The organism is Rhodococcus sp. NPDC059179 (genome assembly GCF_042754885.1).
GTDB lineage: Bacteria > Actinomycetota > Actinomycetes > Mycobacteriales > Mycobacteriaceae > Rhodococcus_G.
Genome location: NZ_JBHZBV010000005.1, coordinates 48,372 through 64,205, shown reverse-complemented (window position 1 = coordinate 64,205; position 15,834 = coordinate 48,372). Strand labels below are relative to the sequence as shown.

The 15,834-nt window shown below is 69.7% G+C and carries 16 protein-coding genes; 5 read left to right on the top strand and 11 right to left on the bottom strand.

Annotation, left to right across the window (positions count from 1 at the left end):
- The first annotated feature begins 18 nt into the window (after positions 1-18).
- The gene (locus tag ACFXMV_RS12825) at positions 19-1,320 is read left to right on the top strand and encodes a PQQ-binding-like beta-propeller repeat protein (RefSeq protein ID WP_378501703.1); all 1,302 of its coding nucleotides are present in this window, start codon (positions 19-21) and stop codon (positions 1,318-1,320) included.
- Here the strand turns inward: ACFXMV_RS12825 and ACFXMV_RS12820 are convergent.
- From ACFXMV_RS12820 to ACFXMV_RS12775, 10 genes are all read right to left on the bottom strand, one after another.
- Positions 1,310-2,473 carry a class I SAM-dependent methyltransferase gene (locus ACFXMV_RS12820; protein ID WP_378503281.1) on the bottom strand — a complete coding sequence of 388 codons (1,164 nt, stop codon included), beginning with the start codon at positions 2,471-2,473 and terminating at the stop codon, positions 1,310-1,312. The genes ACFXMV_RS12825 and ACFXMV_RS12820 overlap by 11 nt on opposite strands.
- Positions 2,473-3,453 (bottom strand): class I SAM-dependent methyltransferase, encoded by a 981-nt coding sequence (locus ACFXMV_RS12815; protein ID WP_378501383.1) that lies wholly within the window; start codon positions 3,451-3,453, stop codon positions 2,473-2,475. The genes ACFXMV_RS12820 and ACFXMV_RS12815 overlap by 1 nt, the downstream gene beginning before the upstream one ends.
- A gap of 66 nt (positions 3,454-3,519) precedes the next feature.
- Complete coding sequence (locus tag ACFXMV_RS12810) at positions 3,520-4,299, bottom strand: enoyl-CoA hydratase/isomerase family protein (RefSeq protein ID WP_378501382.1); 780 nt, start codon at positions 4,297-4,299, stop codon at positions 3,520-3,522.
- 10 nt (positions 4,300-4,309) lie between these two features.
- Complete coding sequence (locus tag ACFXMV_RS12805; RefSeq protein WP_378501381.1) at positions 4,310-5,122, bottom strand: NUDIX hydrolase; 813 nt, start codon at positions 5,120-5,122, stop codon at positions 4,310-4,312.
- 123 nt (positions 5,123-5,245) lie between these two features.
- Positions 5,246-6,076 carry an ABC transporter ATP-binding protein gene (locus tag ACFXMV_RS12800; RefSeq protein ID WP_378501380.1) on the bottom strand — a complete coding sequence of 277 codons (831 nt, stop codon included), beginning with the start codon at positions 6,074-6,076 and terminating at the stop codon, positions 5,246-5,248.
- Between the two features lie 71 nt (positions 6,077-6,147).
- Positions 6,148-6,777 carry a YitT family protein gene (locus ACFXMV_RS12795; RefSeq protein ID WP_378501379.1) on the bottom strand — a complete coding sequence of 210 codons (630 nt, stop codon included), beginning with the start codon at positions 6,775-6,777 and terminating at the stop codon, positions 6,148-6,150.
- A 93-nt stretch (positions 6,778-6,870) separates the two neighbouring features.
- Positions 6,871-7,620 (bottom strand): aminoacyl-tRNA hydrolase, encoded by a 750-nt coding sequence (locus tag ACFXMV_RS12790; protein WP_378503280.1) that lies wholly within the window; start codon positions 7,618-7,620, stop codon positions 6,871-6,873.
- Entirely contained in the window at positions 7,620-8,888 is a 1,269-nt protein-coding gene (gene serB, locus ACFXMV_RS12785) for a phosphoserine phosphatase SerB (RefSeq protein WP_378500854.1), read from the bottom strand. Before serB ends, ACFXMV_RS12790 begins: the two co-directional genes overlap by 1 nt.
- A gap of 61 nt (positions 8,889-8,949) precedes the next feature.
- Positions 8,950-10,683: a cytochrome c oxidase subunit I gene (ctaD, locus tag ACFXMV_RS12780; protein WP_378500853.1), complete on the bottom strand. Its 1,734-nt coding sequence runs from the start codon at positions 10,681-10,683 to the stop codon at positions 8,950-8,952.
- 171 nt (positions 10,684-10,854) lie between these two features.
- Entirely contained in the window at positions 10,855-11,694 is an 840-nt protein-coding gene (locus tag ACFXMV_RS12775) for a DUF427 domain-containing protein (protein WP_378500852.1), read from the bottom strand.
- Positions 11,695-11,816: 122 nt separating this feature from the next.
- On the opposite strand from ACFXMV_RS12775, the gene ACFXMV_RS12770 reads away from it, so the two are divergent.
- The 4 genes from ACFXMV_RS12770 to ACFXMV_RS12755 are packed head-to-tail and all read left to right on the top strand — an operon-like array spanning position 11,817 to position 15,475.
- Complete coding sequence (locus ACFXMV_RS12770; RefSeq protein WP_378500856.1) at positions 11,817-12,797, top strand: ABC transporter substrate-binding protein; 981 nt, start codon at positions 11,817-11,819, stop codon at positions 12,795-12,797.
- 38 nt (positions 12,798-12,835) lie between these two features.
- Positions 12,836-13,912: an ABC transporter substrate-binding protein gene (locus ACFXMV_RS12765; RefSeq protein WP_378503279.1), complete on the top strand. Its 1,077-nt coding sequence runs from the start codon at positions 12,836-12,838 to the stop codon at positions 13,910-13,912.
- Positions 13,896-14,984 carry an HtaA domain-containing protein gene (locus ACFXMV_RS12760; protein ID WP_378503278.1) on the top strand — a complete coding sequence of 363 codons (1,089 nt, stop codon included), beginning with the start codon at positions 13,896-13,898 and terminating at the stop codon, positions 14,982-14,984. Before ACFXMV_RS12765 ends, ACFXMV_RS12760 begins: the two co-directional genes overlap by 17 nt.
- Positions 14,984-15,475, top strand: coding sequence for an NUDIX domain-containing protein (locus ACFXMV_RS12755; protein WP_378503277.1), 492 nt, complete (start codon positions 14,984-14,986; stop codon positions 15,473-15,475). The genes ACFXMV_RS12760 and ACFXMV_RS12755 overlap by 1 nt, the downstream gene beginning before the upstream one ends.
- On the opposite strand, the gene ACFXMV_RS12750 is transcribed toward ACFXMV_RS12755, so the two are convergent.
- Positions 15,447-15,830 (bottom strand): VOC family protein, encoded by a 384-nt coding sequence (locus tag ACFXMV_RS12750; RefSeq protein ID WP_378503276.1) that lies wholly within the window; start codon positions 15,828-15,830, stop codon positions 15,447-15,449. The genes ACFXMV_RS12755 and ACFXMV_RS12750 overlap by 29 nt on opposite strands.
- Between the last annotated feature and the right edge of the window lie 4 nt (positions 15,831-15,834).

The following is a 15,834-nucleotide window of genomic DNA, read 5'->3' as shown; positions in this document are numbered from 1 at the left end:
CCACACGAGGAGTGTTGAATGCGGCGTGTTCTCCGGTCGGCAGCGGTGTCGCTGACGGCAGTTTCGGCGCTGATCGTCGGCGGCTGCAGCACCGAACCACCGCTCGACGACGCCTACTCCCCGAGCGGATGGCCCGCGATGCATGCGGACGGCCGCAACAGCGGCACCAGCCCGACAGACGGCGCCCGGTCGATCTCGCTCGACTGGTCCCGCCCGGTCGGGGCGCCGACCGCAACCGCCGCGACCGTCGCGTCGAACGGCCAGATCTTCGTCACCTCGCGCAGCGAGAACGGCTGCAACCTCTACTCCTTCGAGATCGAGAGCGGCCGCAAGCGCTGGTGCAATCGGCTCGGTCCCGGCGTCGCCGTCGCCACCCCGCTCGTCGACCGCGTCACGAACGTGTACGTCGGTGAGGACGGCGCCATGAACTCCTTCAACGAGCACGGTCAGCTGCGCTGGCGCACCGTCGTGAGCGGGACGCCCCTGTCCGCCCAGTTCACCGCCGACGGAAACCTGTTGTTCGTCACGCATTTCGGCGTCGTCTCGGTGCTGAGCACCCAGACCGGCAAGGAGATCGTGCCGTCGTACCAGCTGATCCCGACGCCGACCTTCGACGTCGCCAAGGACCTGCCGCTGCCGCCTGCCGCACAGGGACTCGAGCAGTGCTTCTTCGGCGCCCCTGAATGCCCGGTCTCGACCGCCCCCGCCATCGACCTCGCAACCGGCAGGTTCTTCCTCACCGTCTGGCGACCGGGCAGGCTGCACTCCGAGGTCGTCGCGCTGCGGTACGCGGACGGTCGGATCTCCGAGGACTGGTCCTCGGGCGTGCTGCCCGGTGGCGTCACGTCCAGCCCGGTGATCTCCGCCGACGGGACGACGCTGTACGCGAACGACAACGAGGGCAAACTGTGGGCGCTCGACGCCGCGAACGGTGCGCCCCGCTGGAGCCACGACCTCGGGTTTGCCGCGGCAGGCGGCCCGTCGGTCTCCGCGGACGGCCTGATCGTCCCGGCCGGATCCGACAAGGGTCACCTGCTGGCCCTCGAGGACAAGGGCGACCACGCCGAGTTGCTCTGGGAGCGTAAGGACCTCGTTCAGCTCGGCGTCTCGGCACAGACCGGAGGGTCGACCGGCTACACGGTGGTGCGGGAAGGGGACACCGGTCTCGCGGTGCTCACCTTCGACACCGACACCGGCGAGACCCTCGACCAGGACACCCTGCCCGGCGCCGCGGGCTTCACGGTCGGCACGTCGATCGGTCCCGGCGGCGAGGTCATCACCCCGACCCTGATCGGCGAGGTCTTCGTCCTCAAGCCCTGACGCCTGCCTCGCAGACGAACGCGACCGGGGTGCGGCCGATCCGGGTCAGCACGACGCTCAGCGACACCGAGCCGCGCAGCTTCAGCCTGGGGCGCAGCACGGCCGGGTCCACATCCAACCCGCGCACCAGGATCTCGGCCACCCCGCAGTCGAGGCGCGCGAGCTCCTGACGCAGCGCCTTCTCCGTGTACTTGAGTTGTTCGACGATCCGGAACCCGCGGACGCCGTCCGGCACGGCGTCGCCGGTGAGGTAGGCGATCCGCGGGTCGAGCTGCCAGAGCCCGTGCCTGGCCGCGTAGTGACGCACCAGGCCCGCGCGCACCACCGCCCCGTCCGGGTCGACGATCCACTCCCCCGGCTCGCGCTCGGGAAGCTCGTCCGGTTCGGCGTCGGTGACCTCCCAGCCCCCGCCGTCGGCGGTCAGCACGGTGGCGCGGCGGCGCACGCCCGCCCCTGCCAGTCCGGGCGACCACAGGCAGGCCTCCCGCACACCGCCGTCGAGCGAGACGATCTCCACCTCGCCCGGCCAGTCCAGCGCGTCGTAGTCCAATCCGGGCGCGCACTTCACCGACAGGTCGCGGCCGCGATAGGCCTCCAGAAGGTCCGGCAGCGGCGGCTGCAGGGCTGCCGGGTCGTGTCTGCGCCTGCCGCCCGCCCGCCTTGCCGGGTCGGCGAGGACGACGGTGTCGCGGGTGCACGGCACCAACGCGTCGGCGCGCGCGACGGTCGCGCCGGGCACGTTGTGTTGCGCCATAGCCAGGCGGACCGGGTCGAGATCGCTGCCGATCACCGCGCTCGCGACGCCGACCAGCGCGGACAGTTCCGCGCCCACCGAGCAGGTGACGTCGTGCACGGCCCGGCCTGCAACCCGGTGGGCCCGCTTGCGCGCGACCACCGATGGCGTCGTCTGCTGCAGCGCGTCGTCGGTGAACAGCCAGTCCCGCGCACCGTCGATCTTGCCGACGGCCCTACGTCGCAGCAGCACCGTCTCGACGAGGGGCCCCGAGCTGTCGGCAAAACGCGCACGCACCCGGCCGATGTCGGCCAGGTGCGTGCGCGCGGAGAGCTCGAGCTGATCCACCTCGGCGAGGGCGGCGGCACCGTCTGTTGACCTCAGGTACCGAACGTCCTCCGGGGTGAACTCGTATCCCACTACTTCGGTTCGGGCTTCACGCCGGTGATCATCACGTTGTAGAAGAAGTTGCGCGGCACGACGTGCTTGAGCACCTTCTCGTCGACCCAGCTCAGGGTCTTGAACCCGCCGAACGCGAACTTGGCCCAACCCCAGCCGAGCTTCTCCGGCGGCACCGCGGCCTCGAAGGTCCGGACCGGCCAGCCGAGCAGCGCCGCGGCGAACTCCTCGGTGATGGCACGCACCTCGGTACCACCGGCCGACTTCGCCATGTTCTCGAGGTCGGTGGGGTCGAAGGTGTGGATGTCGACGACGGCCTCGAGCGCCGCGGCGCGGGAGGACTCGTCGAGCTCTTCCTGCGGACGACGCCAGTCGGCCAGGAACGGCAGCTTGGTGACCGTGGTGGTGGCCTCCCAGGTGGCGCGGCCGAGCCAGCGGGCGTAGAAGTTGCCGACCGTGGACGGCTCGCCCGCGAAGACGAAACGGCCGCCCGGCTTGAGCACCCGCAGCACCTCACGCAGCGACTGCTCCACGTCCGGGATGTGGTGCAGCACCGCATGCCCGACGACGAGGTCGAAGGTGTTGTCGTCGTACGGGATCCGCTCGGCGTCGGCGACGCGACCGTCGACCTCCAGCCCGAGGTTCTCGGCGTTGCGCAGCGCGACCTTGACCATGCCGGGCGAGAGGTCGGTGACCGAGCCGGTCTTCGCGACCCCGCCCTGCATCAGGTTGAGCAGGAAGAATCCGGTGCCGCAGCCGAGCTCGAGCGCCCGCTCGTACGGCAGCGGCAGGTCCCCGGCGACGGCGTCGAACCGGCCCTTCGCGTAGTCGATGCAGCGCTCGTCGTACGAGATGGACCACTTGTCGTCGTACGTCTCGGCTTCCCAGTCGTGGTAGAGCACCTGGGCGAGCTTGGTGTCCGTACGAGCCGCCTCGACCTCTTCGGCGGTGGCGTGCGGACGCGGCGCGGGATCGATCCCGTCATTCGGGCTTGCAGTCATGGGTGAGAGCCTACCGGGTAGTAAGGAGTGTGAACAGGTTCTAGTTTTGCGGTCGGAGTTGCGGTGCTACTCGCCCGTGAACTGCGCCTTACCCGGGCCGTTCTCGATGAAGGAGTCCATGCCGACCGTCCGGTCCTTGGTCGCGAACAGCTGAGCGAACTGCTGGGCCTCGATCTTGAGCCCGGTGTTCAGATCCGTGTCGAGACCCTGATCGATGGACGCCTTGGCCGCGGCGAGCGCACGGCCTGCGGCGCCCACGAACTGCGAGGCCCAGGTACGGGCGGCGTTGTAGACCTCGTCGGGGGCGACCATCTCGTCGATCAGACCGATGGCGAGGGCCTCCTCCGCACCGACGAACCGGCCGGTGAACACCATGTCCTTGGCCTTGCTCGGGCCGACCAGGCGGGCCAGTCGCTGGGTGCCGCCGCCGCCGGGGATCACGCCGAGGAGCACCTCGGGGACGCCCACCTTCGCGTTGTCGCCCGCGATCCGGCGATCCGCGCCGAGGGCGATCTCCAGGCCGCCGCCGAGCGCGTAGCCGGTGATCGCGGCGACGGTCGGCTTCGGGATCTCGGAGATGCAGCCGAGCGCCGACTGCAGGTCACCGGCGACCGGGCTCATCTCGGCGAAGGACATCTCCGCCATCTCCTTGATGTCCGCGCCTGCCGCGAACACCTTCTCGCCGCCGTACACGATGACGGCCTTGATGTCGGAGTTGACGGTGGCCTCGCGGGCCGCGGCCCGGAGCTCCTCCTGCAACTGACGGTTCAGCGCGTTCATCGGGGGGCGCGCGAGCCGGATGGTGCCGATGCCGTCGGATACCTCGAGAGTCACAAACTCAGCCATGAAGCGAAGGCTACCTTTTGCCCCACGGGTGCGCCCCGGCGGCGTAGTAAGGCTCCTGACCGGGGAATCGCACCCGCCACGAGTCGTCCTCCTCCCGGTAGAGCGTCGGGAGGATCACCGGGATCTCCGGCTCCGCCGCGAGAACCTCTGCCACGGTGCCGTATTCGCCGATCGCGCGCAGCTGGCTCCAGGTCGGCGGGAGCAGCATGGTGCGGCCCTCGGTCCAGTCCGTGATCGCCTGCTCCGGGGTCTGCCAGGTGACCTCGGCGGCCTCCGACGTCTCGCCGTCCGCGATCTGACCGGCGGGGGCCAGCGCCACGAAGAATCGGGTGTCGTAGCGCCTGCCCTCGCCGATCGGGGTGATCCAATTCGCCCACGGCCGAAGCAGATCCGCCCGCAGCACCAGGTTCTCGCGCGCGAGGAACTCGCTGAACGAGAGCTCGCGCGCCTCCAACTGCTTGCGCGCCTGTGCGTACCCGGACGTGTCCGCGACCACCGTGTCGGCGGTCGGTCCCGCCAGCAGCACCCCGCACTCCTCGAAGGTCTCTCGGACCGCCGCGCAGACCAGCGCCTTCGCCCTGCCCTCGTCGACGCCGAACCGCTGCGCCCACCACGAGACCGGTGGGCCGCTCCAGGCCACGTCGGCCTCGGCGTCCTGCGGATCCACACCGCCACCGGGGAACACCGTCATGCCACCCGCGAAGGCCATCCCGCCGACCCGCCGCAGCAGGAACACCTCGGGTCCGGACTCGGAGTCGCGCACCAAGATGACGGTGGAGGCGTCCTTCGGGGGAACTTCGGGGCGTGCGTCGAATGTGGCCATGTGTCGGACGGTACAACGCCGCCCGCGATGCACTCGCGACCGCCCATCGCACCTCCCCAATGTCACACTCATTCGACTCAGGCGAACCGGTGTGACATTGGGGAGATCGCGGCAGGGCGTGCCTCAGCGGCGATGCTGGCCGGGCAGCCGGGTGCGACGGGCGAAGAAGCGACCGTCGACCTTGTCGAGACTGATCGCCTGACTGAAGGCGTGGGTCAGGTTCTCCGCGGTGATCACGTCGTCGATCAGCCCCTGCGCGATCACCCCGCCCTCCTTGAGCAGGAGGGCGTGCGTGAACCCCGGGGGGATCTCCTCGACGTGGTGGGTGATGAGCACGGTCGCGGGTGCGTCCGGGTCGGCGGCCAGGTCCGAGAGCCGCGCGACGAGTTCCTCGCGTCCGCCGAGGTCCAGGCCTGCCGCCGGCTCGTCGAGCAGCAGCAACTCGGGATCGGTCATCAGGGCCCGCGCGATGAGCACCCGCTTGCGCTCGCCCTCGGAGAGCGTGCCGTAGGTGCGGTTCGCCAGGTGCTCGGCGCCCAGGCTCTCGAGCATCTCCACGGCGCGGGTGGTGTCCATCTCCTCGTAGCGTTCCCGCCACCGGCCCAGCACCGCGTAGCCGGCCGAGACGACCAGATCGAGCACCACCTCGTCGGCTGGCACCCGGTGCGCGAGCGAGGAGGACGACAGCCCGATCCGCGGCCGCAGTTCGCTGACGTCGACGCGTCCGAGGACCTCCCCCAGCAGGTGAGCCTTCCCCGACGTCGGGTGCACCTCCGCGGCCGCGATCCGCAGCAATGAGGTCTTGCCCGCGCCGTTCGGCCCGAGCACAACCCACTTCTCGTCGAGCTCCACCTTCCAGGTCACGGGACCGACCAGGGTGACACCGCCACGGCGGATGAGCACGTCTTCGAAATCGATGAGCAGATCGGGATCAAGTTCGGACACGACGCCCATCTTGACCTACGTTGCGCGGGCGCACGCGTCAGGATCCCTTTGCGTGTCGCGGGTGCCGGTCGACGCGCAGGTCACCGGGCCGGGCACTCCTCACGCGCGGTCGCGGTCACCGACGTCGACAGCACATCGGCGCCCCGGGGCGCCAGGCGCATCATCAGCTGGATCAGCGGCCCGATGCCGAGCGCGTAGACCACGGTGCCCACCCCGACGGTGCCGCCGAGCAGCCACCCGGTGGCCAGCACCGCGACCTCGATGCCGGTGCGCACGAACCGAACCGAGAGGCCGGTACGCGCGACCAGTCCGGTCATCAGTCCGTCCCGCGGCCCTGGGCCGAGGCCGACGCCGATGTACAGCACCGTCGCGAGGGCGTTGAGCACGACCGCGGACAGCATCACCGGGATCCGGACGGCCATCGCGTCCAGTTCGGGCAACAGGGCCAGCGAGATATCCACCGCGACCGCGATCACCACCACGTTCGCGACGGTGCCGAAACCCGGACGCTGCCGGATCGGGATCCACAGCAACAGCACCACCGCACCGGTCAGCGCGGTGACGGTGCCGAAACTCAGCGACAGTCGCTGCGCCACACCCTGGTGAAAGACGTCCCATGGGTCGAGCCCGAGCCCGGCGACGACCATCAGCGCCATCGAGAACCCGTAGAGCCAGAGCCCGACGAAAAGTGCGGCGAGACGAGTGGGCATGCGGGCGAACATGATGGCGAGTCTCCCGGCAACTGGCCATGTCGGAAAGAGCCACTTCGAACCCACTGGACCGCGGGGTGGCCTGCCCTGGGGTCAGGGGTGGGCGATCACCGTCATCGAGCCAGGGGCCACCTCGGTGTACCCGGCGTCGCGCACGGCGATCGCCCGCCCCTGCGCCACAAGTTCGCCGAGCGCCGCCCAGCGATCCGGGCCTGCGTCCCGCACGCTGCAGCGGTAGCCGTCCCGCGACCACGCCCAGGCCCGCTCGGGATCCATCGCGCCTGCCAGCAGCATCGACGCGTGCCCGACCTGCGCCGCTGCCTTGCCGACGGTCATGTCGAGCGAACCGTTCACCCACAGCACCGGCAGCCCCGCCACCGGCTCGCCCGGCTCGTCGTGCTCGAGATCGGTCCCGCCGATCTGGAGTTTGCGGACCCGCTGATCGACGTCGCCGACCGGGCCGGGCACGATGGCCCGTGCCTGGGCCCCGTCCACCTCGACGGTGACGCCGTCCACGTGCTGCGCGGCGAGCCACTGCGCACCCCTGGCCCGGCGGGCCACCTTCCGGATGCGTGAGCCCGTCCAGTCGAGCAGCGCCTGCTGCCACTGTCCCGGCTCGCCGTCATCCGTGGCGCCCGCCCGCTCGTCCAGGCACAGCGCCACCGTCGCGGCGGCCGCCGCCGCCAGCAGGGCGCTACGCGCGGGCGGGTGCACCTTGGTGATGTGCAGGACCAACGGCATCGCCAGCACCAGCGCTGGGTCCTCCGGGTCGGCGCGGCCGCCGTAGCCGGCCGCCAGCACCGCGTGCCGGGCACGGAAGGCCGCGGGGAGTCGCTCGTCCATCAGAGCGGAACCCGACGCACCAGTCCGTCCTCGGCATCGGCCGCCTCCACCTCGTGGCGGGTGACGCCGAGGATGAACAGCACCGCGTCGAGGAACGGGTGCGAGAGGGCGGCGTCCGCCACCTCTCGCAGCGCCGGCTTGGCGTTGAACGCGACGCCGAGGCCCGCGGCGTTGAGCATGTCGATGTCGTTGGCGCCGTCGCCGACCGCGACGGTCTGCTCCATCGCCACGCCCGACTGGGCGGCGAACTTACGCAGCGCGACCGCCTTGGCGGCCCGGTCGACCACATCGCCGATCACCCGGCCGGTCAGCTTGCCGTCCACGATCTCGAGGGTGTTCGCCTCGACGAAGTCCAACTCCAGGTCGTGCGCGAGGCCCTCGATCACCTGCCGGAAACCGCCGGAGACGACGCCGCAGTGGAACCCGAGCCTGCGCAGGGTCCGGATGGTGGTGCGGGCCCCTGGCGTCAGTTCGAGCGCCTCGCCCACCTCGTCGATGACCGAGGCGTCCAGCCCGGCCAGCACCGCGACCCGCTGGTGCAGCGACTCGGTGAAGTCGATCTCGCCGCGCATCGCGGCCTCGGTGACGGCGCGGACCTCTTCTTCCTTGCCGGCGCGGGCGGCGAGCATCTCGATGACCTCGCCCTGGACCAGGGTGGAGTCCACGTCGAAGACGATGAGCCGCTTGGCGCGTCGGGCCAACCCGGCCCGCTCCACTGCGACGTCCACAGCCTCCCCGGCGGCGATCTCGGCCAGCCCCGTGCGCAGGGCGGCGTCAGCCTCCGCGCCGGTGCCGGACGCGGTGACCATGAGTTCCAGACCGGTCACCGGGTAGTCCGCAACACCGCGGATGGAATCGATGTTCGCGCCCTGTCGAGCGAGTTCACGGGCGATCGTGCTGAACGAACGGGCACTGACCGGGCTGCCGAGCACCACCACCGCGTGCGTGGACGGTGCTGGCCGAGCGGCGGCGAACGAGCCGGACTCCACGTCGACCTGCATCCCGACGGTGGACATCGCCCCCTCGAGTTCGTCCTGGAGCGCCTCGGCGTCGTCGGGGCAGGACACCAGCACGCCGAGGGTCAGGCGTCCCCGGATGACCACCTGCTCCACGTCCAGCAGGCTGACGCGGTGACGTGAGAGCGCCGCGAGTAGCACCGAGGTGACGCCGGGGCGGTCCGGTCCGGTGACCGTGACCAACACCGTGGTGTCTGAACCCACCGAGAACTCCCTCCATCCCGCGGCGGAAGACCGCGGATTCGAACCCATTGTGCCAATCACAAGGCCCCGCCCGAAGCTCGGACGGGGCCTTGAGAATTGTTCGTTGCGGCTAGTGCGCGTCCTCGAGGACCGCGGTGGCCTTGCCGCCGTGGCCGGGCCCGACGTGCGCCTCGGCACGCATCCGCTCGACCATGTGCGGGTAGTGCAGCTCGAACGCCGGTCGCTCCGAACGGATCCGGGGCAGCTCGGTGAAGTTGTGCCGCGGCGGCGGGCAGGACGTCGCCCACTCCAGGGAGTTGCCGTAGCCCCACGGGTCGTCGACGGTGACGATCTCGCCGTAGCGGTAGCTCTTGAAGACGTTCCAGATGAACGGCAGCGTGGAGGCACCGAGGACGAACGCGCCGATCGTGGAGATCGTGTTCAGCGTAGTGAAGCCGTCGCTGGGCAGGTAGTCCGCGTAACGACGGGGCATGCCCTCGTTGCCGAGCCAGTGCTGCACCAGGAACGTGGTGTGGAAGCCGATGAAGGTCGTCCAGAAGTGCCACTTGCCGAGGCGCTCGTCGAGCAGGCGGCCGGTCATCTTCGGGAACCAGAAGTAGATGCCCGCGTAGGTGGCGAACACGATGGTGCCGAAGAGCACGTAGTGGAAGTGCGCGACCACGAAGTACGAGTCGGTGACGTGGAAGTCGAGCGGCGGGCTCGCGAGCAGCACGCCGGACAGACCACCGAAGAGGAAGGTCACCAGGAAGCCGACGGAGAACAGCATCGGCGACTCGAAGGTCACCTGCCCCTTCCACATGGTGCCGATCCAGTTGAAGAACTTCACACCGGTCGGGACCGCGATGAGGAACGTCATGAAGGAGAAGAACGGCAGCAGCACGGCGCCGGTGGCGTACATGTGGTGCGCCCACACCGCGATGGAGAGCGCCGCGATGCCCAGGGTGGCGTACACCAGACCGCTGTAGCCGAAGAGCGGCTTACGGCTGAACACCGGGAAGATCTCCGAGACGATGCCGAAGAACGGCAGCGCGATGATGTACACCTCGGGGTGACCGAAGAACCAGAACAGGTGCTGCCAGAGCAGGACGCCGCCGTTGGCCGGGTCGAAGATATGCGCACCGAAGTGTCGATCCACGAACACGCCCAGCAGCGCCGCGGTCAGCAGCGGGAAGGCCAGCAGCACGAGGACGCTGGTCACCAGGATGTTCCAGGTGAAGATCGGCATACGGAACATGGTCATGCCGGGGGCGCGCAGGCAGATCACCGTGGTGATCATGTTGACGGCGCCGAGGATGGTGCCGAGACCACCGACCGCGAGGCCCATGATCCACAGGTCCGCGCCGACGCCGGGCGAATGCAGGGCGTTGGTCAGCGGGCTGTAGGCGGTCCAACCGAAGTCGGCGGCACCACCGGGGGTGATGAAGCCCGCCGTGGCGATGAGCGCGCCGAACAGGTACAGCCAGTAGCTGAACGCGTTCAGACGCGGGAACGCCACGTCGGGGGCGCCGATCTGCAGCGGCAGGATGTAGTTCGCGAATCCGAACACGATCGGCGTCGCGTACAGCAGCAGCATGATCGTGCCGTGCATGGTGAAGAGCTGGTTGAACTGCTCGTTCGACAGGAACTGCATTCCCGGAACCGCGAGTTCCGTACGCATCAACAGGGCCATCAGGCCACCGATGAGGAAGAACGCGAACGATGTCACCATGTACATGATCCCAAGAACCTTGGGGTCAGTGGTGGTGATCATCTTGTAGATGTATGAGCCCTTGGGTCCCAATCGCGCCGGGTAGGGCCTGGCTGCGTTGATCTCGGGGACTGGCTGGGGCGCTACGGCAGTCACTGATCCTCCTGAATGTGCCCTTGGTCGCTCCGCAGGCTCCGCTCAGGACGTCCGGCCCCGGGCTGCGAGGCGAACATCCTCTTGCTTGCGCTCTGACGAATCGTAGACCGTCCCCCGGCGATCCGCGGAGCCGGTCCTACCCACTGTCGTACTTCGTGTCGCGTACAGCGGTCACGCGGGCGGCGACCAGGGAGTACGCGGCCGGGAATCCGGCACGCCGTCGACGATCACGTCGAGTCGTTCTTGATAGAACGCCACCAGCCCGGCGATCTGCGGACAGTCCGGCAACGGGCTCTCGTAGCTCCACGCCATGTCGATTCCGCGCTCGCCCGCCTGCTCCACGGTGAAGTAGGACGCCACCCCCTTGTAGGCGCAACGGGTCCTGGTCGCGGTCGACGTCAAAGCCACCCGAACGTCCTCGCGAGGGAGGTAGAACCGGGTCAGCGGCAGGTTGGTCTCGAAGAGCATGGACGACCGATCAGACTCGGCGAGAAGGAGACCGTCGAGTTCGAGCCGGACGTGACGGGAACTGCGCCTGACGTCGACCCGATGGAACGGGTCGCGCGGATGCCCGAGGATCGGCTCGTCTTCCTCGAGCCAGTCGAATGCCTCGAAGTCCAGCAGCACCAGGCCGGCGAACTCGGGGTCGTCGGGACGGAACGCGACTCCGTCGAGCGCGCCGTCGCCGGTCTCGACGGTCAGCGCCCTGCCGGGGCAGGTGTGAAACCCGAACCCGGTGCTGGGGTCGAGCACCGGGCCTGAGTCCTCGCCCAGATGCACCGGAGCTTCCGTCGCAGCACCACCCGCGGTCGAGGGCGACATCGCGCCCGCGATATCGGCGGCGGGGACCGCGTACACGGGCACGACCCGCCTCGGTTCCCACACCAGCGCCGCGCGGGTGGAGTCGGCCACCACGGCGCCGCCTCGCAGCGCCCTGATCCGCTTGGCGGTCGGCTGGAACCGCAGCGCACCCAACCCCTGCATCAACGTCTGGCTCACCGAAAGGGCCATCTCGTCATTCTGCCCCGACAGCGCGACCCCACCGGCCCATCCCACAAGAAAGTTCACCCTTGCTAAGGTTTCGCTTACCTAACGATCCGACAGGAGCTTCTGTGAAGGCCCGCAAGAACCCGATGGTCGCACTCATGGCAGGCGCGGCCGCTGCCCTCATCGTCCTGACCGGCTGCTCGACCGCCGACAGCGAGCCGTCCGCCGAGGCGACCACCTCGGGCGCGTTCCCCCGCACAATCGAGCATGCGCTGGGATCGACCGAGATCCCCGCCGCCCCGAAGCGGGTCGTCGCCCTCGACACCAGCTACTCCGATGCCGTCTTGCTGCTCGAGACCGACCTGGTTGGCTACGTCACCTACCGGACCGCGACTCTGCCGGACTATCTCGGCGACTCCCGGACCGAGTTCGCGAAGGACGCCGTCGCGGTGGGACCGCTGGCCGAGCCGAGCCTGGAGAAGATCGCCGAACTGCAGCCCGACCTGATCGTGTCCGCGAAGGTTCGGCACGGCGAGATCTACGACCAGCTGTCCAAGATCGCGCCGACGGTGATGTCGGAGACAACCGGGCCGACGTGGAAGGACAACATCCGCCTGCTCGGCAGGTCGCTGGGCAAGGAGGACCTCGCCGAGCAGAAGATCGGCGCCTACGAGGACCGCGCCGCGGCCGTCGGCGACGAGATCAACGCGAAGGCGGACAACCCGACCATCTCGGTGGTCCGATTCGCGGGTGAGCCGACCGCCCGGATCTACCGGAGCACCTCCTTCAGCGGCATCGTGCTCGCCGACGCCGGGCTCGGCAGGCCCGCCAGCGCGTCACCGGACCCGGCGAAGCCGTCCAGCATCGCCAACGACATCAGCCCCGAGCTGATCACCGAGGCGGAGGCAGACCTGATCCTGGTCTCGACCTACCACTCCCCCGATGGCGGCACCGCGTCGACCGACGCCGCCCAGCCGTTCCTCACCAACCCGCTCTGGGCCGGCCTGCACGGCCGCAAGATCGACGTGGACGACACCGTCTGGATGGCTGCCGTCAGCGTGCAGGGCGCGGGGGGAATCCTCGACGACCTGGCCGAGGCCTACGACGTCGATCCGCACCGCAGCTAGTCTCGACACCGCCCGACAGCCCAGGAGGACACCACCCCATGCGTAAGCCCCACCTCGTCCGCCGCGCCGTGCCCGTGGCCCTGCTCGCGGCCTCGGCCCTGACGCTCGCCGCCTGCGGCGGGTCGAGCACCGACGACTCCGCCGCCAGCATCGTGCGCAGCACCACCAACGTCGCGGGCGCAGGCGTGCTCGGCAACGACCGCGACACCGAGAACGTCTGCGGCGCAGCCGCTCCCGTCGACCCCGCGGGCGTGACGGGGACCACCCGCAAGGTCGTGCACGCGGCGGGCGAGACCGAGGTGCCCGCGGATCCGCAGCGGATCGTCGTGCTCGACACCGACAAGCTCGACACGGTGTGTGCGTTGGGCCTGCAGGACCGGCTGGTCGGCGCCGCGGTGACCGGGGCGGTCGGCTCCCAGCCGGACTACCTCGGCCCGACCATCGCGGGCGTCGAATCGGTCGGCACCCTGCAGGAACCCGACATCGAGAAGATCGCCACGCTCAAGCCCGACCTCATCCTGGGCTCGAAGTTCCGCACCCCGGAGCTCTACCAGCAGCTCAGCGCGGTCGCGCCGACCACCTTCACCGAGAAGGTCGGCACCACCTGGAAGGACAACCTGGTCCTCGACGGCACCGCGCTCGGCCGCGGCGCCGCGGCCCGCCAGGCCCTCGACGCCTACCAGGGTGCGGCCACCGAGGCGGGCAAGCGTCTCGACTCCTCACAGACGCAGGCCTCGGTCGTCCGGTTCATGCCAGGCGTCATCCGGATCTACGGGCCGGACAGCTTCTCCGGCCAGGTGCTCACCGATGCGGGCGTCCAGCGTCCGCCGTTCCAGCGCCTCGAGGACGCCAAGGATCGACGGTTCGCAGAGATCAGCGAAGAGCAGCTGAGCAATGCCGAAGGCGACGTCATCTACGTGAGCTTCTACGGCGACGAGGCCAGGGGGCAGGGCGTCGAGGTCATGAACGGCGGCCTCTGGGAGGGACTGGGCGCCGTCAAGGACAGGCGTGTCTTCACCGTGGACGACGAAATCTGGATGACCGGCATCGGCGTCATCGCCGCCCGCGGCATCCTCACCGACCTGGGGGCATCACTCAATGGCTACGTCAACTAGGCGCCGCGCGGCCCTCGCCTCGCTCGCGGCGGCCCTGATCGGATCGCTCGCGCTGACGGCTCCGGCCGCCGCCGCGCCAACCGAACCGAGCGACACAGCCCGTATCGAACTGTTCGCCGCGGATGGCACGACCGCGCTCGGCGACACCGCCGTGCACGAAGGTGACCGGATCGTGGTGCGCGGCACCGGGTTCGACCCGAACGCCAACACCGGCGGCCTGCCGGTGCCGGTACCGCCTGGCGTCCCGCACGGCACGTTCGTCGCGTTCGGCGCGTTCGCGCCGCAGTGGCGTCCGTCGGAGGACGCGCCCGCCGAGTCCCGGGTCGGTCAGCAGCGCTCGGCCACTGCATGGGTGATGTCCGAGGATGCGTTGAACCGGGTTCCGGACGCGCCCTTCGATTTTCGTCGCACCATCCGTCAGCAGTGGGTGCCGCTCGCGGGCGACGGTTCCTTCACCGCCACACTCACCGTGAAGAAGCCCGCGAAGGCAGCCGTCGACGCGATCTACGGGGTGTACACCTACGCCGCCGCGGACGCCGTCAACGCCGCGGAGGAGCTGTCGGTCCCGGTGAACTTCGACGCGGCTCCCGGGCCGAACGCGCCGGTGGCGCCCCCGCAGGACCTGCTGTGGGCCCTCGCGCCCGGCTACACCGACCTGGTCAAGCAGTCCACGCAGGGTTCGGTGGTGGGTAGCGACGGCGCGACCGTGCGGGGAGACGGCCGGTTGGCATTCGAACTGGAGTCCGCCGACGTGGACGCCGGGACGGGACTCGGCACGGTCCGGTATCGCGGCACCGTGGTGTCCTTCACCCGCTTCCATCTCGCGGAGATCGCACTGGCCGATCCGTGGATCGAGTTCACGCCCCAGGGCACGTTCCTGTCCGCGGAGACCTCGGAGGGGAACATGGTCGGCACCGACGCCATGAGCCGGATCCGGTTCGCGCAGTTGGACACCCGCACCGGCGGCACCGAGTTCACCGATGTGCCTGCCCGGTTCGTCGCGCCGCTGCAGCCGAGCATCCTGCTGCCCTACTCCGGCCAGCAGGCCGCCCCGGTCACCTTCCGGTACTGATGCCCGTCCCCGAGTACGTCGCCGCGCTCCGCGCTCACGTCGGACACGCCCCGCTGTGGCTGTCCGGCGTGAGCGCGGTCGTTGTCGACGACTCGGGCCGAATCCTGTTGACCCACAGGGCCGACAGCGGGCGGTGGGCCGTGGTGTCCGGCATCCTCGAGCCGGGCGAGGAGCCGGGCCCGGCGGCGCTGCGCGAGATTCGTGAGGAGACCGGCGTCGAGGCCGAGCTGGTGCGCATCACCAGCGTCGACACCGCCGGTCCGATCACCTACCCGAACGGCGACGTCGCGAGCTATCTCGACGTCTGTTTCCTGGCGCGCGCGGTCTCCGGCGAGGCCCGCGCCGCCGACGAGGAGAACCTCGAGGTCGCCTGGTTCGCGCCGGACGCGCTGCCCGCGGACCTCACCGAGAGCTCCTCGCGGCGCATCGAGCGGGCGCTGCGCGGCGAGTCGGAGGCCTGGTTCAGCCGGCGTTCTCCCACAGCCCCATGACGTTGCCCTCGGTGTCCTTGAAGTAGGCCGCGAAGCCCATCTCGCCGACGGTGGTCTTCTCCCCGACCGCCGAACCGCCCAGCGACACGATCTTGGCCATGGCGTCGTCGATGCTCGGCACATCGATCGTGATCACCGGGCCTTGGGGAAATTCGGGAACGCGGCCGAACATGCCGCCGTTGATGTAGCCGGGCTCGGTTGGCATGCCCTGATCGCTCACCGGCCCGGTGCCCGCGATCGTGTAGCTCATCTCGGGCATCTCGGTGTTGTTCCACCCGAACGCCTGCTGGTAGAACCCCCTCGCACGATCCCCGTCGTCGAACGGGATCTCGAAGTGCACCACTCGTCCGGTCATCGCC